At 51.4% G+C, this 20,094-nt stretch carries 14 protein-coding genes and 1 CRISPR repeat array; of the genes, 7 read left to right on the top strand and 7 right to left on the bottom strand.

The features are described 5' to 3' along the window. Positions 1-25: 25 nt before the first annotated feature. Complete coding sequence (locus AC0LWE_RS06180) at positions 26-3,745, bottom strand: DNA translocase FtsK (protein ID WP_474265023.1); 3,720 nt, start codon at positions 3,743-3,745, stop codon at positions 26-28. A gap of 134 nt (positions 3,746-3,879) precedes the next feature. After that, the gene (gene lrp, locus AC0LWE_RS06185) at positions 3,880-4,374 is read right to left on the bottom strand and encodes a leucine-responsive transcriptional regulator Lrp (RefSeq protein WP_000228473.1); all 495 of its coding nucleotides are present in this window, start codon (positions 4,372-4,374) and stop codon (positions 3,880-3,882) included. Between the two features lie 549 nt (positions 4,375-4,923). On the opposite strand from lrp, the gene trxB reads away from it, so the two are divergent. The 5 genes from trxB to infA all read left to right on the top strand — a co-directional run bounded on the left by trxB (position 4,924) and on the right by infA (position 10,751). Next, entirely contained in the window at positions 4,924-5,892 is a 969-nt protein-coding gene (gene trxB, locus AC0LWE_RS06190) for a thioredoxin-disulfide reductase (RefSeq protein ID WP_059178467.1), read from the top strand. Between the two features lie 113 nt (positions 5,893-6,005). Beyond that, a complete protein-coding gene (cydD, locus tag AC0LWE_RS06195; protein WP_216981612.1) occupies positions 6,006-7,772 on the top strand; it encodes a heme ABC transporter permease/ATP-binding protein CydD in 1,767 nt (588 codons plus the stop codon). Next, positions 7,772-9,493, top strand: coding sequence for a heme ABC transporter ATP-binding protein/permease CydC (cydC, locus tag AC0LWE_RS06200; protein WP_202694088.1), 1,722 nt, complete (start codon positions 7,772-7,774; stop codon positions 9,491-9,493). Before cydD ends, cydC begins: the two co-directional genes overlap by 1 nt. A gap of 46 nt (positions 9,494-9,539) precedes the next feature. Next, positions 9,540-10,244: a leucyl/phenylalanyl-tRNA--protein transferase gene (gene aat, locus AC0LWE_RS06205; RefSeq protein ID WP_202694089.1), complete on the top strand. Its 705-nt coding sequence runs from the start codon at positions 9,540-9,542 to the stop codon at positions 10,242-10,244. A 288-nt stretch (positions 10,245-10,532) separates the two neighbouring features. Further along, positions 10,533-10,751, top strand: coding sequence for a translation initiation factor IF-1 (gene infA, locus AC0LWE_RS06210; RefSeq protein WP_002211347.1), 219 nt, complete (start codon positions 10,533-10,535; stop codon positions 10,749-10,751). Between the two features lie 222 nt (positions 10,752-10,973). Next, positions 10,974-11,298: direct repeats of the CRISPR family, unit length 25 nt; unit sequence CTAAGCTGCCTGTACGGCAGTGAAC. Between the two features lie 167 nt (positions 11,299-11,465). On the opposite strand, the gene AC0LWE_RS06215 is transcribed toward infA, so the two are convergent. From AC0LWE_RS06215 to AC0LWE_RS06225, 3 genes are all read right to left on the bottom strand, one after another. After that, positions 11,466-11,909 carry a hypothetical protein gene (locus tag AC0LWE_RS06215; protein ID WP_219346822.1) on the bottom strand — a complete coding sequence of 148 codons (444 nt, stop codon included), beginning with the start codon at positions 11,907-11,909 and terminating at the stop codon, positions 11,466-11,468. Between the two features lie 432 nt (positions 11,910-12,341). After that, the gene (locus AC0LWE_RS06220; protein WP_219346823.1) at positions 12,342-13,862 is read right to left on the bottom strand and encodes an aryl-sulfate sulfotransferase; all 1,521 of its coding nucleotides are present in this window, start codon (positions 13,860-13,862) and stop codon (positions 12,342-12,344) included. 18 nt (positions 13,863-13,880) lie between these two features. Then, the gene (locus tag AC0LWE_RS06225) at positions 13,881-15,437 is read right to left on the bottom strand and encodes a bifunctional metallophosphatase/5'-nucleotidase (protein WP_474265040.1); all 1,557 of its coding nucleotides are present in this window, start codon (positions 15,435-15,437) and stop codon (positions 13,881-13,883) included. 130 nt (positions 15,438-15,567) lie between these two features. Between AC0LWE_RS06225 and AC0LWE_RS06230 the strand changes: the two genes are divergently transcribed. Then, positions 15,568-16,818, top strand: a complete 1,251-nt coding sequence (locus tag AC0LWE_RS06230) for an IS1/IS1595 family N-terminal zinc-binding domain-containing protein (protein ID WP_219346824.1) — start codon at positions 15,568-15,570, stop codon at positions 16,816-16,818. Positions 16,819-16,893: 75 nt separating this feature from the next. On the opposite strand, the gene clpA is transcribed toward AC0LWE_RS06230, so the two are convergent. Together clpA and clpS are read right to left on the bottom strand one after the other, a co-directional pair. Continuing rightward, on the bottom strand, positions 16,894-19,173 hold the full coding sequence (gene clpA, locus AC0LWE_RS06235) for an ATP-dependent Clp protease ATP-binding subunit ClpA (protein ID WP_059178474.1): 2,280 nt from the start codon (positions 19,171-19,173) through the stop codon (positions 16,894-16,896). Positions 19,174-19,201: 28 nt separating this feature from the next. Then, positions 19,202-19,522, bottom strand: coding sequence for an ATP-dependent Clp protease adapter ClpS (gene clpS / locus AC0LWE_RS06240; RefSeq protein ID WP_012016798.1), 321 nt, complete (start codon positions 19,520-19,522; stop codon positions 19,202-19,204). A 320-nt stretch (positions 19,523-19,842) separates the two neighbouring features. Here clpS and cspD point away from each other — a divergent pair, with 320 nt between their 5' ends. Then, positions 19,843-20,064 (top strand): cold shock-like protein CspD, encoded by a 222-nt coding sequence (gene cspD / locus AC0LWE_RS06245; RefSeq protein WP_059178475.1) that lies wholly within the window; start codon positions 19,843-19,845, stop codon positions 20,062-20,064. Positions 20,065-20,094 lie beyond the last annotated feature (30 nt).

The following is a 20,094-nucleotide window of genomic DNA, read 5'->3' on the forward strand; positions in this document are numbered from 1 at the left end:
ACCCATCTTTGCAAACGATGACAAGTTACTCAAACGGTGGCGGAGCAAGTACCTCGCGGTTACCGTTGTGACCGGGCTCGCTCACGATGCCCTGCGCTTCCATCTGTTCAATAATACGCGCCGCACGGTTGTAACCAATACGGAACTGACGCTGCACGCCAGAAATGGACGCTTTACGCTTTTCAGTAATGAAGTTAACCGCCTGATCGAATAAAGGATCGAGCTCTTCAGCGCCGTCATAGCCGCCACTGCCGCCTCCCTCACTTTCACTTTCAGAGGTAATACCGTCAACGTATTGCGGGCGACCACGCGCTTTCCAGTCCTGCACGACGGCATGAACTTCCTGATCCCGAACAAACGCACCGTGCACACGCACTGGCGTTGTCGAGTTCGGACCAGAGTAAAGCATGTCGCCCATGCCGAGCAGCGATTCCGCGCCACCCTGATCGAGAATAGTTCGCGAGTCAATTTTGCTCGATACGGTGAACGCAATACGCGTTGGAATGTTAGCTTTAATCAGACCGGTAATGACATCGACAGAGGGACGCTGTGTCGCCAGTACGAGATGAATGCCCGCAGCGCGCGCTTTCTGTGCCAGGCGAGCGATCAGCTCTTCCACTTTTTTACCCACCGTCATCATCAAGTCGGCGAATTCATCCACCAGCACCACGATATAAGGCAGTTTTTCCAGAACCGGATGCTCAGTAGCCATGCTGTCGCCAGGCTTCCAATATGGATCGGGAATCGGACGGCCCATACGCGCCGCTTCTGCGATTTTATCGTTGTAACCTGCAAGATTACGCACGCCGAGCGCCGACATCAGTTTGTAGCGGCGTTCCATCTCATTGACGCTCCAGCGCAAGGCGTTGGCAGCGTCTTTCATGTCGGTAACCACTTCGGTCAGCAGATGTGGAATACCTTCGTAAACCGAAAGTTCCAGCATTTTCGGGTCAATCATGATGAAACGCACGTCTTCCGGCTGGGCTTTATAGAGCATGCTCAGAATCATGGCGTTGACGCCGACAGACTTACCGGAACCTGTTGTACCCGCGACCAGCAGATGGGGCATTTTCGCCAGATCCGCAACCACAGGTTCACCCGCAATGTCTTTACCCAGCACGATAGTGAGCGGCGATGGATTATCACGGAATTTCGCGTTATCCAGAACCTCACGCAAATAGACGGTCTGACGTTTTTTGTTAGGCAATTCCAGACCGACATAGGGTTTGCCTGGAATGACTTCAACCACACGCACTGCCACGGTCGAGAGCGAACGCGCCAGGTCACGGGACAGGTTGGAAATTCGCGCAGCTTTAACGCCCGGCGCCAGATTCAGTTCAAAACGGGTGATGACCGGGCCCGGAGAGTAGTTCACCACATCCGCTTTAATGCGGAAATCCGCCAGACGCGTTTCAACCAGTCTCGCCATTTGCTCAAGTGCGAAAGTATCGACCGGTTCCACTTCAGAAGGCGGAGAGGTTAACAAATCCAGCGATGGCAACGGCGTCGTTGGTCTTTGCACCGGACGGCTGTCACCATTACGCATCAGCAGCGGGTGAATCAAACTTTCCTGCGGTTGTGCCGGAGACGGCTGATGCTGCGCATAGTGCGGCGGTGCAGCGAGAGGCTGCTGCGGCGCAGCAGGTTGCTGAACATGTTGTGGCTGCGTAGGGGCAAACGACTGACGCGGTTGCTCCTGTTCAGGCATGACGCTCGGCGTAAATAACGGCGCACTCGGCGTATCATCAACCAAATCTTTTAGCGGCGAGAATTCAAAATCTGACAATGAGAACGCATTCGCTCCCGTTGGTTGATCGCCAGAATAACGTTGCTGCTGCGTGGCAGCGAACTGTCGTGCGAGCTCAGCCTCTGCGGCATCATCCTCACTGTCCTGGGTAGGATTATGCAACGCCTCATGTTGATGTTCTTCGCCGTAACGCTGATTTTGCTGCGCGGCAAACTGGCGAGCCAGCTCATCCTGATGCATTTCTTCAGCGTCATCGTAATCCTCTTCAGCCATTCTCTCGTCTGAAGTTTGCTGAGAAGGAATTTTGATACCAAAGGAAGCAGACGCCAGTTCGCGGCGCGTTGGCACGCGTACGCGGTTTGGTCGCGGTAACTGCGGCCCAATACCCTCTTTTACCTGAGGGCGTGGCGTAGCGCCTGCCGCCAGATTAAATACGGGTGCAGCAACGCCTGCAGCGGTTGTCGCATGTGAAGTTGCGTGCTGAACACCCGCCGCAACAGGCGCAACGCTTGAGGCGGCCCCCATATCAGAAGCAACAGAGGGGGAAAATGCCGGCGTGCTGACAGGCTCTTTAGCCGGCTCTGGCACTGGCTGGTACCACGCAGCGAGCTGCTCACGCTCACGTGCACGGCGCTCTTCCACTTCCTCAAAGTAATACATCGGTGGACGAGACGGTTTCGTCTCCTCCACTACTGGCGCAGGCTCAACATCCTCCTGAACAGGCTCGACATATTCAGGCGCAGGTTGCTGATGCGGCGGAACGACAGGCTGTTCATATGGCTGATAAGACTGTGGTTCATAAGTCGTGTCAGGCTGATACGGTTGCTGCCAGTGTTCCTGGTGCTGAGCCGGAGTGTAACTTTCTGGCTGAGGGGCAATTGACGGCTCTGGCGTATGAACGCCAGGTGCGGTTTGCCAGTCAATGACGGGCTGCTGCAAATCGGTGTCTGCCGTGAGTACAGGTGCAGAAGGCGTGACAGCTTCCACTGGCGCAGCGTAAACCTGCGCTGCCGTGGTTGCCATTGCTGCTGTGGCAACCGGTGCCGTGACCGAATGGCCGTTTAGTAAAGGATCGTACTCATCATAATCGCCAGGCATTGCCCGGTGACCGGAGAACAAAACGTCATCAGGATCGGCGGCAACATCTCTGGCGCTGTATTCGACGTGCTCCTCATCATCCATGCGTTTGCCGGAGAAAAGTGCTGCATCGGTTTTACGGCCAAGGGGATTTACAAATTTTTCAGCGACACGTTTACGACGCTCCAGCGCGCCTCGCATAATACGCGTGCGGCGAGACTCACGACGATCCGCTGTTGACGATGTCTCTTCATCATCATCTTCGTATTCATCTTCATCTTCATCAACCCATGTATCGTCACGACGCGTACGGTTGCTGGCGAAGGTTAAAATATTAAGGATAAAGTTGCCCAGTTTTTCAGCAATGCTGACCCATGACCATCCCGTAAACAACGTCAGGCCCGCGGCCCAAATGCACAGTAAGGTAATGGTGCCACCGCTGCTGTGGAGCATAGGCTTGAGTGCAGTGCTTAAGAGACTGCCGATCACCCCACCGGAGGCGAAATACCAGATATCATCGGCATTGATCGCTGCCAAACCGCAGGACGTCAGGATCAACGCTAAGGCGCCAATGAGACGCAGTGATACCGCAAAATAGTCGATGTAATCTTCGTTCTGACGGTGACGCCAGGCGAACCAACATCCCCCGACAATAATGACAGGTATGGTGTAAGCCATCACGCCAAACACGAAGAACAGTGTATCTGCCAGCCACGCGCCAGGAACCCCACCCAGGTTATGGATAGGCTCATGCCATGCAGTCTGCGACCAGCTAGGGTCGGAAGGGTTGAAACTGAGTAAGGCTGCCATCAACCAGACGGCAAAAAGGGCAACAAGAATCAGTAACGCCTCCAGGAGTCGGCGCCCGCTGCTTAACTTCGTTAAAGTGACTTCTTTGTCTTCAGTATATTCCTGGCTCAAAAAAGGCTCTCCAGGTATCAGGCATTTCCTGCCTGTTTGCTAAAACGGACAACAGCGCCGGGATACCCGGCACTGTTGCTGTATGGATTAACAGGAGTGTAATCAAATTACACTGATTTTGCACCTGTTCCGTATTAGCGTGTCTTAATCACCAGACGATTGCTCTGTTTGACTTCTTCCATTACCACATAGGTACGGGTGTCGTTCACACCAGGCAGTCGCAGCAAGGTTTCACCTAACAGTTTACGATAGGCTGACATATCAGGTACGCGGGTTTTCAACAAGTAGTCGAAATCGCCTGAAACCAAGTGACACTCTTGAATTTCTTCAAGTTTTTGTACCGCGGTATTAAATTGCTCAAACACATCCGGTGCGCCACGATTCAGAGTAATCTCAACAAAAACGAGAAGTGAGGCATCCAGATAATGCGGGTTTAACAGAGCTGTATAGCCCTGAATAAAACCCTGTCTTTCCAGTCGGCGCACACGCTCGAGGCACGGCGTCGGAGAAAGTCCCACACGTTTTGAAAGCTCGACGTTGGAAATACGCCCATCCTTTTGCAACTCATTAAGAATGTTACGATCGATGCGGTCGAGATCTTTGCCAGGGCGCTTTTTGCTATCTACCATTATTATTGTCTCTCTGTATTCCTTCCCTACTCCTGCCTGGACCCTTTGCACTTCACTGTTCAGAGTCTGTACCCGTTGTTTATCGCATCGCCTTTTATAATGTGTACGCGATGCAGATTCGGGTTCTACGGTAAGAAGACCGTTGCCCAGAGGCTGCCATCGACATCATGGAGGGTATCTGTCCACACCCTGCATAATTTTCGCTGACCCGGTAAAAATGGCGTTTATGTGCATGCCTATGCGACACACCGTTAGCGCAGATTTTTTCTTCCTTCAATGTTTTCGCAAAAGCGCAGGGGATTGTCAAAGTAAAACATCGTTTTTTAGTACAACGTGCCAGTTATTCATTGCGGTCGGGTATTAATCCTCATTTTGTCGCCTTATAAACGACCGATTTTCATCAGAAATCGTTATATTGTTACGCTTTTTTCCCCGCGTCATCGCCAATGGCTATTGCACAAATCGTTTACAAAATTGCTGTGCTCTTTTTTTACGGCAACAAATTCCCTACAATCCGAGCAAATGTCTGCCAACACTAATGAGGATCTCATGGGCACGGCCAAACACAGTAAGCTGCTAATCCTTGGTTCTGGACCTGCGGGATACACCGCAGCGGTCTACGCTGCACGCGCTAATCTGCAACCGGTTTTGATCACCGGCATGGAAAAAGGCGGTCAGTTGACCACCACAACGGAAGTGGAAAACTGGCCAGGCGATCCGCATGACCTAACCGGGCCGCTGCTGATGGAGCGCATGCACGAGCACGCGACCAAGTTCGACACAGAAATTCTGTTCGATCACATCAACAAAGTTGATCTACAAAACCGTCCTTTCCGTCTGACCGGCGACAACGGCGAATACACCTGTGACGCGCTCATCATCGCGACGGGCGCATCTGCTCGTTATCTGGGGTTGCCTTCTGAAGAAGCATTTAAGGGCCGCGGTGTCTCTGCCTGCGCAACCTGTGATGGTTTCTTCTATCGTAACCAGAAAGTAGCGGTCATCGGCGGAGGCAACACCGCGGTTGAAGAAGCACTGTACCTGGCGAACATCGCCTCGGAAGTGCACCTGATTCACCGTCGCGACACCTTCCGTGCTGAAAAAATTCTGATCAAACGCCTGATGGACAAAGTCGCCAGCGGCAATATCGTGCTGCATACGCATCGCACGCTGGAAGAAGTGACCGGTGACCAAATGGGTGTGTCAGGCCTGCGCCTGCGCGATACGCAAAACAGCGATAACGTCGAATCCCTGGAAGTGGCTGGCCTGTTTGTCGCCATCGGTCACAGCCCAAATACCGGTATTTTTGACGGTCAACTGGCGCTGGAAAACGGCTACATCAAAGTGCAGTCGGGCATCCACGGGAATGCAACTCAAACCAGCATTCCGGGCGTCTTTGCTGCGGGAGATGTTATGGACCACATCTATCGTCAAGCGATCACCTCTGCGGGCACAGGCTGCATGGCCGCGCTCGATGCAGAACGTTATCTGGACGGACTGGCTGAACTGAGTAAATAATCTTTACAAGTCAGTAACAAACGTAAATAAAGGCGACGATAGGTCGCCTTTATTTTGCCTGGCATGTAACATTGCGAAGCCCAATTCTAATAATGTTACCTGCAAAGTACGCAATGGAAAAAAACCGTCAACAAGAGTTAACTCGCTGGCTTAAACAGCAAAGCGTTCTTTCGCGCCGCTGGCTGAATATTTCCCGCCTTTTGGGTTTTATCAGCGGTTTGTTGATTGTCGCCCAGGCATGGCTGCTGGCCCGCATTCTCAACCATATGATTATGGAAAATATACCGCGCGAGGCACTGTTGATGCCTTTTGTCGTGCTGGTGTTGGTCTTTATTCTTCGCGCCTGGGTTGTCTGGCTACGCGAGCGGGTGGGCTTTTATGCCGGACAGCAAATTCGCTATGAAATCCGACGTAAAGTGCTCGACAGACTTCAGGAAGCTGGCCCCGCATGGATTCAGGGAAAACCGGCCGGAAGCTGGGCGACGCTTATTCTCGAACAAATCGACGATATGCACGATTACTATGCCCGCTATCTCCCGCAGATGGCGCTGGCGGTTTTTGTTCCGCTGCTTATTGTGCTCGCCATTTTCCCAACCAACTGGGTTGCTGCGTTAATTTTGCTGGGAACTGCGCCGCTTATACCGATGTTTATGGCAATGGTCGGAATGGGGGCTGCTGATGCCAACCGGCGCAATTTCCTTGCGCTCGGCCGCCTGAGTGGGCATTTTCTTGACCGACTGCGTGGGATGGAAACCCTGCGCGTCTTTGGCCGTGGTGAAGCCGAAATTGACAATATTCGCCTCGCGTCACAGGATTTCCGCCAGCGCACGATGGAAGTGCTGCGTATGGCCTTCCTGTCCTCCGGCGTACTTGAATTCTTTACGTCGCTTTCGATTGCCCTGGTGGCCGTTTACTTCGGTTTCTCGTATCTCGGCGCGCTCGATTTTGGTCACTACGGCACGGCAGTAACGCTGTCTGCTGGTTTCCTCGCGCTCATTCTGGCACCCGAATTTTTCCAGCCGCTGCGCGATTTGGGGACGTTTTATCACGCCAAAGCGCAGGCCGTTGGCGCCGCTGACAGCCTGAAAACCTTCCTTGAAACGCCGCTGGCCCATCCCGAACGCGGTGAAGTCACGCTCAACGGTAAGGAGCCAGTCACTCTTGAAGCCCATGACTTTTCTGTGCTTTCGCCAGAAGGCAAAGTGCTCGCTGGTCCGCTTAACTTCACGCTTGCTGCGGGTCAGCGCGTCGTTTTAGTCGGCACGAGCGGTTCAGGGAAAAGCTCGTTGCTGAATGCGTTATCCGGATTTATGGCGTACACCGGTTCGTTGCAGGTCAATCGAACCGAACTGCGCTCGCTTGAGCCCGATGCCTGGCGCAAACAGTTGAGCTGGGTGGGGCAAAACCCACAGCTACCTGCTTCTACGCTGCGCGAGAATGTCTTACTGGCGCGTCCCGATGCGCATGAAGATGAGCTCAAATCAGTGCTCGATCGCGCCTGGGTTAGCGAGTTCCTGCCGGGTCTGCCAAACGGCGTTGATACCGTGGTGGGCGATCAGTCCGCAGGACTTTCCGTTGGCCAGGCACAGCGCATCGCCGTGGCGCGTGCCCTGCTTAACGCAAGCCAGCTGATGTTGCTCGACGAACCCGCCGCCAGCCTGGATGCCCACAGCGAGCAACGTGTTATGCAGGCGCTGAATGACGCGTCAAAGCAGCAGACGACGCTGATGGTGACGCATCAACTGGAAGGCATTGCCGAATGGGATCAGATTTGGGTGATGGAAAACGGCCATATTGTTGAGCAAGGCGATTACGCAACGCTCGCTGCGGCTCAGGGGCCCTTTGCGGCTCTGCTGGCAAATCGTCAGGAGGATATTTAATGCGTGCCCTACTCCCGTATCTCGCGCTTTATAAACGCCATAAATGGATGCTCACACTCGGCGTTGTGCTCGCCATTTTAACGCTTCTGGCAAGCATTGGCCTGCTGACGCTCTCTGGCTGGTTCCTGTCCGCGTCTGCTGTTGCAGGCTTTGCCGGATTATACAGCTTCAACTATATGCTGCCCGCTGCGGGCGTTCGTGGCACGGCTATCGCGCGCACCGCAGGTCGATATTTTGAGCGTCTGGTCAGTCACGACGCAACTTTCCGCGTCCTGCAGCATCTGCGTATTTTCACGTTCAGCAAGCTGCTGCCGCTCTCTCCTGCCGGGCTGGCGCGTTTTCGTCAGGGTGATTTACTAAACCGCGTCGTCGCTGACGTCGATACGCTGGATCACCTTTACCTGCGCGTGATTTCCCCGCTGGTAGGTGCTTTTGTGGTGATCGCCGTTGTCACGCTGGGGCTTTGTATGCTTGATGTGCCGCTTGCCCTCACGCTCGGCGGCATAATGTTACTCACGCTTCTCTTGTTGCCACCGCTGTTTTATCGCGCGGGCAAAGCAACGGGTGAAAAACTCACGCGTTTGCGCGGGGACTACCGTCAGCAGTTGACATCATGGCTGCAAGGCCAGGCCGAATTAACCATTTTTGGTGCCAGCCGACGCTATCGCGCCCGGATGGAAAGCACTGAGCTGAGCTGGCATGAAGCTCAGCGCAGACAATCGGAGCTGACGGCGCTCTCTCAGGCGTTGATGCTGTTGATTGGCGGTTTCGCTGTGATTGCAATGCTGTGGATGGCCGCCGGAGGCGTGGGGGGGAATACCCAGCCCGGTGCGCTAATTGCTCTGTTCGTCTTTTGTGCACTTGCAGCATTTGAGGCGCTCGCGCCTGTGACCGGCGCATTCCAGCACCTTGGCCAGGTTATTGCCTCTGCGGTGCGCATCACGCAGATCGTTGAGCAAACGCCGGAAGTCCAGTTCAAGGAAGGTCACTCAGTCGTGCCAGACAGCGTCGCTGTGCAGCTGACAGAGGTGACGTTTGCCTACGAGGGACAAACGCAAAATGCGCTTGATGGTATCAATCTGACAGTCCAGGCGGGGCAGAATGTCGCCATTCTTGGCCGAACAGGCTGTGGTAAATCGACGCTTTTACAGCTGCTGACCCGTGCGTGGGATCCGCGCCAGGGACAGATTCTTTTTAATACCACACCCCTGACCGATTTTAACGAGCAGACGCTGCGCAAAATCGTCAGCGTTGTACCGCAGCGCGTTCATCTCTTTAGCGCAACTCTGCGCGACAATTTACTGCTGGCCTCCCCTACCGCTTCTGATGAAGCGTTGTGCGCTGTTCTCGAAAAAGTGGGTTTACACAAGCTGCTTGAGGATGACGGTTTGAACGCCTGGCTTGGCGAAGGAGGACGCCAGCTTTCCGGTGGTGAATTGCGTCGTCTGGCAGTAGCAAGAGCATTACTGCACGATGCCCCCTTCATGTTATTGGATGAACCGACAGAAGGCCTCGACGCAACCACTGAAAGCCAAATCCTTGATTTACTGGCGCAAACCATGAAAAACAAAACCGTGCTGATGGTGACTCACCGCCTGCGCGGGCTGGCGAATTTTGATCAAATAATTGTCATGGACAACGGACAGATTATTGAGCAAGGTAGTCACGCAGAATTGTTCGCGAAACAGGGTCGTTATTACCAGTTTAAACAACGTCTGTAGACTATATTTGAACCGATCCTAACTCGCGTATTGGAGTTCTGTTGTCATGCGCCTGGTCCAGCTTTCTCGTCATAACATTGCGTTCCCTCCGCCAGAGGGAGCGCTACGTGAACCCAATGGGCTACTCGCACTCGGCGGGGATTTAAGCCCGGCACGCCTGTTAATGGCCTACCAGCGCGGGATTTTCCCGTGGTTTTCACCCGGCGATCCCATTTTGTGGTGGTCACCCGATCCCCGCGCGATACTGGAGCCATCACAGTTTCACCTCAGCCGCAGCATGAAGCGCTTTCATGCCAAATCACCCTACCGCGTCACGCTTAATTATGCTTTTGGGCAGGTTATTGAGGGCTGCGCGGCAGATCGTGATGAAGGCACCTGGATTACCCACGATATTATCAATGCCTATCTTCGTTTACATGAACTGGGCTATGCGCACTCGATTGAAGTCTGGGACAACGACACGCTGGTGGGGGGAATGTATGGCGTGGCGCAAGGGACATTATTTTGCGGTGAATCGATGTTCAGTCGCGCGATTAACGCCTCTAAAACCGCGCTGCTGGTTTTTTGTCAGGAGTTTTCCCTGCGCGGTGGTCAACTGATGGATTGTCAGGTGCTCAACGAACACACGGCGTCACTAGGTGCGGTTGAAATTACGCGTCGCCATTACCTCGATCAACTGGACAAGCTACGCCTGCAAAAGCTCCCACAGAACTTTTGGGTGCCGAGAACACTCTTTATGCCTCAGGTGTAAATGTTTTCCGCCCATTTTTGATGAGGAGTGTTATAATTGGTGCCGCAGAGTAGCTTCTGCCTGTTGCCCCGCCGCCGTTTGGGAACTCTTCGCATCAGATAACGTCCTGACGTTTATCCTGTCGTCACCCCTTTACGAATGCGCTTCTCGTACGGTTATACCGTGACGACTGGGCAATGCGCCGAAACTGTTTTGTTGCGTTTTAAACGCGCAATTCTTTACTTAATTGATGAATTTCGGCATTATCTTGCCGGTTCAAAACTTGGTAGTGATACCCCAGAGGATTAGATGGCCAAAGAAGACAATATTGAAATGCAGGGTACCGTACTTGATACGTTGCCTAACACCATGTTTCGCGTAGAACTGGAAAACGGTCACGTGGTCACCGCGCACATCTCCGGTAAAATGCGCAAAAACTACATCCGTATCCTGACGGGCGACAAAGTGACTGTTGAGCTGACCCCGTACGACCTGAGCAAAGGCCGCATTGTCTTCCGTAGTCGCTAATTAATTTCGCCGCTGAAGGCGTACAGATATAAATAAGGCCGGGATATCCCCGGCCTTATTTTTTTGTATTTCTGGATGGTTATTGATGCCTATATCGCAGCAGCAGTGAATGAGCGCGCGTGGGCAATTAAGCTCAGTGCGAAATGCGCAATGTTGGCGATTTATCATTGCTTGTCTGGCAGTGAACAGAGCTCTGCCATATCCTTCAATGTCTTCGAGTCGCTAAGCTGCCTGTACGGCAGTGAACCCCGGCCTTATCGATACTCGCCATGTATTTACTTTCTAAGCTGCCTGTACGGCAGTGAACAGCTGCGATCAGAACATTCGCGCCACCAACCATTTCTAAGCTGCCTGTACGGCAGTGAACCCAGCGGCGGGCGCGGGTTGCCCGTTCTTCACTTTCTAAGCTGCCTGCACGGCAGTGAACCAGCGTCGTTCCGGCTCTGAATCATCGACACCTTTCTAAGCTGCCTGCACGGCAGTGAACGACCGCAAACCCGACGAACGTAAAAGTTTAAATTTCTAAGCTGCCTGCACGGCAGTGAACTGAAGTGCTACGGCGCTATCTTATTGTTGCGACGCAAAATAATCAACATTCAGCCATTTCCACCCTTTTTTCTGAGTGGTTATTTACGCGTAATAAAATCAATACGTTAAAAATCATCTGAAAAAAGGGTTTTGGATTGTGCCGGGAACTATCCCGGCACGGTTCGGTTAGAGGGAACGGTTTGTGACCTGGATCTGAGGGCCATTGAGATCGTCAGCAATCGCGTGCGTGATGTCGTGCAGCAGGCCGGTAAGATGAGGGCGCATCTCTCCATCAACGTGTGAAATCTGCAAAACGTGATTTAACGCGCGGCAGTAATCACAAAGCGTTTCGGTATCTTCTAAAAGCCACTCTTTTCGCTTCAGGGGGTGGTCATCGGCGCTTTCAACCACGTAAAAGTCGGTCATCGATTTTGCCACCTCGCGTTGAAGCGTGTCCAGATAAGCAGAAAGGCATCGACAGACAGGTTGCATTTGCGAAAGAGAGTGGCAGTCGAGCAATATTTCGGTGAGCAGGTTGCAGCGCTCCGCAAGAACCGGAAGAACCGGAAGATCAAAGTTATTCAGGCTTAATTCGCTGTACAATGGGTTAACGCTTTCTTTTGAATTCATCGGGTAATTCCTTCACACACATTGAATTTACCACCGCAGGAAACGCCAAATTCGCAGGCGGCGGACGAAAAGGAATTGGCGTACCAGTGTGTGTGCATACTGGCGCTTCAAAAGAAGCTCCCGATTCGCCCGCCAGAAGCAGAACTATACCCTTTTCCTTAGGGCGAACGAAACCACCGACAAAATATTGCCGATCACACACTTTCAGGACGCCAATCCTGACACCTGATTTTGCAGGTGCGCCGCCATTTTATGACTGTATTTTTATCCAGCAATAGCGCGTTTTAAATTCTGGAAAACGCCTCGCAAAATTTTTCAATTTATACCGTGAAGCCAGACCAAGGCGTTCCTTCTGTAACAATGCCGGACACCTCAGGTGACCGGCATTAAAATAACGCCCTGTTTTAACGCAGAAAAATACCCGGAAGACAATCAGGTGTTAGCCACCTTATACCCAACACCAATTAAGTCATTGAGCTCACTTTCAGCAAACAGTCTTGCCCGGTAACACTCGCCAGAAAACTCCGGATAACCATCCAGTGAGCAAATTACATCGTAGACAGTGGCAATAATCTCACCGTTTACATCACTGATAAAAAATGAACGAGCATGATTGGTATAAATACTGTAATAGTCATTATGGTCGAAGACGGCACCCATAAAATCGGTTATTTGGGGAACGGTTTCGGAAGGAAGGTCAATACTAGGTTGCGCCTGGGTCACCGTATTTGTCGTGAGATTAACGGCGTAGAACATTACCCGAGCAGGATCGGTTTGATAGGGTTCAGCCGTTGCGTCGGCGGTAATGGCACGCGTAACGGCTTGCCCATCCGGATCAACGCAGGAGCGGTTATCAAATAACGAGAGAACAAATTTCCCCTGACTTACATCTGTATTGCCGACAAACTTACTGTTATCAGTAACACATACCGTATGGGCGCCATTTTCAAAGGCCGTGATACCAGACGTATCGAGCCCATTAGCAAAGAGAGCTCCATTAAATCCACCTGAATTTATCGTCCATAAAATTTCCCCATTTTCGGGAGAGATACCAAGGATAATACCCGTGGAGCGAGTGTGTACAATAATAGCTTCGCCGTTGACGTTACCTGCTGGGATCCAGGAAAGTGAGTTAAGATGAACGTCATTTGTCGGGCTGTTATTCAGGATCTGCGCATTATTAAAATCCCTGGTATAATTTCTGGCCCAGATCATCGTCCCTGTATTGTCATCAAATTTTAGGATAGACGCATCCTGCCTCATGGTATTCGTCGATCGATCCGGGTTATCGTTACCGATCATATAGATATTACCGGCTGAGTCCCAGGCCAGATCGTGAGTATTGGCAAAACGATTGTTATTACTATCGCGTAGAGTAAATTCCAGAATAACATTGCCTAAAATATCAATTTTGAAAAACCGGCGGCCGTACCAGTGTTCATCTTCATCGCTCCCTATGTAAAAGTAACCATTGTGGGTTCTTAACATCTGATTACGATAAGGCTCGGAATAATAACAGCGGAGATCGCCATTCTGGTCATACCCATCGCAGTTTGTGGTCATTAGCCAACTATTTCCCCATACAGAGGTAAACTTTGTTGTATCCGTATGTTCAATATTCAAATGAAAAATAGTTGCATCGCGATAAACTTGCGTATCCGTTCGCACCATGATGATTTGGTTAAAAATCTCTATGCCATCCAGGTCTTTAAACATAACCCTGACTTGATTGGGATAATTGGCATAAAGTCCTATTACAGGAATTTTCACTATATTGTCGGTATTCTCAATAGTGACATCAGAAACGTAGTTGAAATCCACACTTGTTGGACTGGTATTTCTGGCTAGAACCGTATAAGAATACGTTACCGCCTCATCGATTATAAAATTAAGGTACGCCGCAAGCTGATTGTTTGCAGGGGCGAGATCCCTATCTGTATAAATAATTGCCATATTAAGCACCTGATAGTATTAGTTACTGTTCACGCTATTGACGCGCATTTCATTTACCTGCTGGGGGATGATTTGATTCCCTTTCAACAAATAATCAATCACCGCATTGGAAAGGTTATAGCCACCTTTTACCTGTTTATTCTGCCCCTGAGTAAATGCGTTAAAACCATCGCCTCCCGGCGCAAGGAAACTGTTGGTTGCGACGCGATAGGTTTCGTTATCAATAATGGGTTTGTCATTTAAGGTGAAAAGCACGACGCGCTGGCCCGTTGGTTTTTGCGGGTCGTAACGCATTTTCACGCCTTTTGACATTTGCAACACCCCATTCGTGAGGGACGCGCCATGCTCCATCAGGCTACGCAGGGCTTTACCGCTTAAATCCATTACAGTGAGTTCATTCGGGAATGGGAATGTGCTGATCACATCACCCAGTGTGATAGTCCCCGCATTGATATCCGCGCGAAGTCCCCCAGAATTCGTCAGCGCCAGCTGCGCATCAGGGGCTGCAATCAGCATCGCATCGGTAAATACGTTGCCCATCGGAGAAGACTCACCATACGCGCGAGTCAGCGTGATGGGCGTTGTTCCCACTTTTTGCTGGACCGTTTCTGACAGCGTTTTATTCCAGCTGTCGATGACCTTTTGCGTGGACGGGTCGGGCTTCCACTCATCGGCATAGAGCGTTTTCAGTTCAAAACTTTTTGTGTCGTGACGATGCTTTTCAGGATCCACATTGAGCACAAGCTTACCGATATTGATCCCGCCGCTGTCTGTCGAGAGCACCAGCGTCTGCCCAACTTTTATTGGCTCAGGCGTTCCCACATGTGCGTGCCCGGTAATCAGAATATCCAGTCCTTTCACCTGTCGCGCCGTTTGAATATCTTTATCAAGCGCCCGCCTGACATCTGCGCTGCCAATACTGGACTGCCGGGCAGGAAAACCTTCATGCATCAGCGCAACCGTGATATCGACTTTTCCGCGTAGTTCGTCCAGATAGTACTGCAAATATTTCACTTCGTCCCGCGCCTCAATTCCCTGGCGCATTGAGGATGAAACCGTATCATCGAAAGCAAAAACACCATGCAGCCCAATTACGCCGATTTTCACCCCTTCCTTTTCAATAATGGTGTAGGGTTTATTCCAGAATAAAACATTGCTATTTTTATAAAACACATTCCCTAAAAGAACGGGGAATTTAGCCTGACTGAGTTGAAGCAACGTATTATCCCATCCATGATCGAACTCATGATTGCCTACCGATGCAGCATCAAAGGACATAGTATTCATAATATCTATGATTGCTTTCCCTTTCGTCAAACTGCTGATATAGGGACCGGTAAAATAGTCTCCGGCATCAAAATAAAATGTGGCTTTGTTTTTTGATTTTTCCTGCTTAACAAACGTGGCGATAGTTGCGAACCCACCAATAGCACGTTTCCCCTGAGCAACATAAGGTAATTTATATGGCTCAACATGTGCATGAAGATCGTTGGTGTAAATGATGGTTACATCCTGTGCAATCGCCTGAGATAAATATCCAGACATCAACAGAACAGCGAAAATAGATTTTTTCATCTTAGCCTCTTTAATAAAATGACGGACTCCATTGTCTTTTTAAAAGCGGCATAAAGTGTGAGCCTTCTCACGACATCAATGAAAAAGAATCGACAATATTATCGACTTACAAAATCAGTTGGCGAGGGATATGGAACGCACTTATAAAATACCGATGAATGTCTGTAAAAGTTGGGCATGTCCTAATCTCGGTATTCCGAACGCCGCTGACTATATTTATCCCGTATATCGGCTAGGATATGCGACGCTGGAATGCCAAAAATGCGGCAGCCTTCCCCCGCTCTTTAATGAAAAGGAGTGTGACGACTGGTTTTCTCTGTTTATGCATGAGAAACTGGGTGCGACAGGACAAGGTTGCCCGCGTTGCTATACAACAACGATTATTCGCTATGGTCATACCCGTGCAGGAAGTCCACGTTTTCAGTGCCGGGCCTGCCGGTATGTTTTCACCCCTCTGCAGATAAACAGTCGTCATCGCAGCAACATTGATTGGCTTTTATCTCAACTGGAACGCGGTCTGTATGCCGGAGAAATAACAGAACACAGAATATTGTCTCTGGCCGTTAACTGGTGTGAACGCCACCTGTACGGCTCCGCACCATCCGTAACACATATTGCCACCTCAACGCTGGTTATCTCCTTTCAGGGCAACGTAGCCAACCAGTGTTTGTATGCTGTTATTAGCACCGATGTTCATTCCGGAAAAGTGGTGCAAGTCACCACAAATTATTGTGACTGGAAGGCTGGCGCATCGCTGCTCTATCACGAAATCTCACCGCCCTTTTCCCACGCCCTTCTGCCCCGTGATGTGGAATATGTCCACGAGCGGGAGGTGCACTTTATGAAGCGCTGCCAGTTTGATGAGATTCAGTACGGTAGCGCCAAACTTAAACGTAACGATCGGGGGAGTATTATTCGCCCAGCGGTGGCCATTCATAGCCATTTCCAGCGTTTGAAGCGACGCTTCCCGGATGTCATCCATCATTATCTTGCCCATGAATGCGTACTGCGCGGCGGTGCAATTACGGCGTGGTCCGCTCACGTTGGCATCGGGAAAACCGATCTCTGGTATATAGCAGAAAGCGCGACTGGCACTGTGTCAGCAGATAAACCTTTCCGCCTGACCGATACCCGACGCATTGGGTGGTGGGAAAATGTTTGGGAGCGTTGGGAGAATGGCGAACACAGCAAAATGATTGGGCTACTGACGGGACAACGACGCACGGAAGACCCGATATTAACCTCGCTGGGATCCTGTACCGCCTTTGTCACCTGGCTAAAAAAGCATCCCTGGTCATTGCGGAGTGACAGCTACGGACCGCGCGTGGTGAGTCAACATTTGGTGGCACTCGGTTATATTTATAACCAACAGCTCGGCTGAACGGGCTGAATAACGGGTACTTTGAGCACATAAAAAAACCGGGCTAATGCCCGGTTTTTAAGACTCACGTTCAACTTAGTGTGCCGCTTCCGGCTTGTGCTTCTGCGCACTCTGGAAGTCATACGTCAGTTCGCCCTTCGCCTGATCCAGCGCCACGGTTACCTGGCCGCCGTCCACCAAAGAACCAAACAGCAGTTCGTTAGCCAGCGGTTTTTTCAGGTTATCCTGGATGGCTCGCGCCATCGGACGCGCGCCCATCGCACGGTCATAGCCTTTCTCGGCCAGCCAGTTGCGGGCCTCCTGGCTCACTTCCAGCGATACGCCTTTCTGATCAAGCTGAACCTGCAACTCGACAATGAACTTGTCCACAACCTGGTGAATCACCTCGGTAGACAAGTGATCGAACCAGATAATGTTATCCAGACGGTTACGGAATTCAGGCGTAAAGATCTTCTTGATCTCTTCCATCGCATCGGTGCTGTTATCCTGATGGATCAGGCCGATCGATTTACGCTCGGTTTCACGCACGCCGGCGTTGGTGGTCATCACCAGCACCACGTTGCGGAAGTCCGCTTTGCGCCCGTTATTGTCCGTCAGCGTTCCGTTGTCCATCACCTGCAGCAGGATGTTGAACACGTCCGGGTGCGCTTTCTCGATTTCATCGAGCAGTAGAACCGCGTGCGGATGCTTAATCACAGCGTCGGTAAGCAAACCACCCTGATCAAAGCCCACGTATCCCGGAGGCGCACCGATCAAACGACTCACGGTGTGACGCTCCATATACTCGGACATATCGAAACGCAGCAGTTCAATGCCCAGCGCTTTGGAAAGCTGAACCGTCACCTCGGTTTTCCCCACACCGGTCGGACCGGCGAACAGGAATGAACCGACCGGCTTATGCTCGTGACCCAGCCCCGCACGCGCCATTTTGATGGCTTCGGTTAAGGCTTCAATCGCTTTATCCTGTCCGAAGACCAGCATTTTCAGGCGATTGCCGAGGGTACGCAGCGTGTCGCGATCGCTCTGAGAAACGCTCTTCTCAGGGATACGCGCGATACGCGCCACCACGGATTCAATGTCTGCCACGTTAACGGTTTTCTTGCGCTTGCTGACCGGCATCAGACGCGCACGCGCGCCCGCTTCGTCGATCACATCAATCGCTTTATCCGGCAGATGACGGTCATTGATGTATTTCACCGCCAGCTCCACCGCCGCACGCACCGCTTTCGCGGTATAACGCACGTCGTGGTGCGCTTCATATTTCGGTTTCAGGCCGTTGATGATCTGCACCGTTTCTTCAACGGACGGCTCAGTAATATCAATTTTCTGGAAGCGACGCGCTAATGCACGGTCTTTCTCAAAAATGTTGCTGAATTCCTGATACGTCGTCGACCCCATCACGCGGATCTTACCGCTCGACAGCAGCGGTTTAATCAGGTTAGCCGCATCCACCTGGCCGCCAGACGCCGCGCCCGCACCGATGATGGTATGGATTTCATCGATAAACAGGATACTGCTGGTGTCTTGCTCCAGCTGTTTCAGCAAGGCTTTAAAGCGTTTTTCAAAATCACCACGATATTTCGTGCCCGCCAGCAGCGAACCAATATCCAGCGAGTAGATGGTGCAATCCGACATGATTTCTGGAACGTCGCCCTGCACGATACGCCAGGCCAGCCCTTCGGCAATCGCGGTTTTACCCACGCCCGATTCCCCCACCAGCAGCGGGTTGTTTTTACGGCGACGGCACAGCACCTGAATCGCACGTTCCAGCTCTTTATCGCGGCCAATCAGCGGATCGATTCCGCCAACGCGAGCAAGCTGATTAAGGTTGGTGGTGAAGTTTTCCATACGATCCTCCCCGCCTGCTTGCTCTTCAGGATTGCTCGCCTGACTGCTGGAATCGGATGCCTGATTCGGCTCGTCTTTTCGCGTTCCGTGAGAGATAAAGTTGACCACGTCGAGTCGGCTGACTTCGTGTTTACGCAGCAGATATGCCGCTTGCGACTCCTGCTCACTGAAGATGGCAACCAGCACGTTTGCGCCGGTCACTTCGTTACGGCCAGAAGACTGGACGTGGAACACCGCGCGCTGCAATACGCGCTGGAAGCTGAGCGTCGGCTGAGTGTCGCGCTCCTCTTCACTGACGGGCAGCACCGGTGTCGTTTGTTCGATGAAGGCTTCGAGTTCCTGACGCAGCGCCACCAGATCCACAGAACACGCTTCCAGCGCTTCACGGGCAGATGGGTTGCTGAGCAGTGCCAATAGCAGATGCTCCACGGTCATAAACTCATGTCGGTGCTCACGCGCTCTGGCGAAAGCCATGTTTAAACTGAGTTCCAGTTCTTGATTGAGCATAGGCACCTCCCCCAATTTTTATGCCTTTTCAGGCTTTTTCCAGCGTACACAGCAACGGATGCTCGTTCTCCCTTGCATATTCGTTCACCATCGCCACTTTGGTTTCGGCCACTTCGGCGGTAAAAATGCCGCAGATGGCTTTGCCACGATAGTGAACGGTAAGCATCAGTTGCGTTGCACGTTCAACATCATAAGAAAAGAACTTTTGTAGCACGTCAATAACAAATTCCATCGGCGTGTAATCATCGTTCATTAACATAACTTTATACATAGATGGCGGTTTTAGCGCGTCGCGCACTTTGTCTTCCGCCAGTTGGTCAAAATCCAGCCAGTCGTTCTTCTTACTCATTGTCAGTCGTCATCATCGGTTACGGTTTCCGGCAGAACATCTTCGCTGACAGGAGTCGGTACATACTTTGAATCTACCTCAGATATCAGATAACAAACATCTATTAATGCCATCCGCGATATCTGTCACATTCCCGTCAATAGCGTTAACTGCTTCAAAAATTTGGTTGATTATTGTCCCAACTCCAGCGCCTGACACTTGACGCAATGGTTGGTTTATCTAAATTGTACAGGCGTGAGTTGGCGAGGTTTTGAACAGCCCCCACTCCACCACCGGTTCATTCCATCTTACTTAATAAGATATACGAAGGATGTCGAAGCATGGAAATGGGTACTGTTAAGTGGTTCAACAACGCCAAAGGGTTCGGGTTCATCTGCCCTGAAGGCGGCGGCGAAGATATCTTCGCTCATTATTCCACCATTCAGATGGATGGTTACAGAACGCTAAAAGCCGGGCAGTCGGTTCGGTTTGATGTTCACCTGGGGCCAAAAGGCAATCATGCCAGTGTCATTGTGCCCATCGAAGCAGAAGCTGTTGCATAGCCCTCTGATTCATTGTGTACATCCTCCAGT

Source organism: Lelliottia sp. RD5 (genome assembly GCF_056032945.1).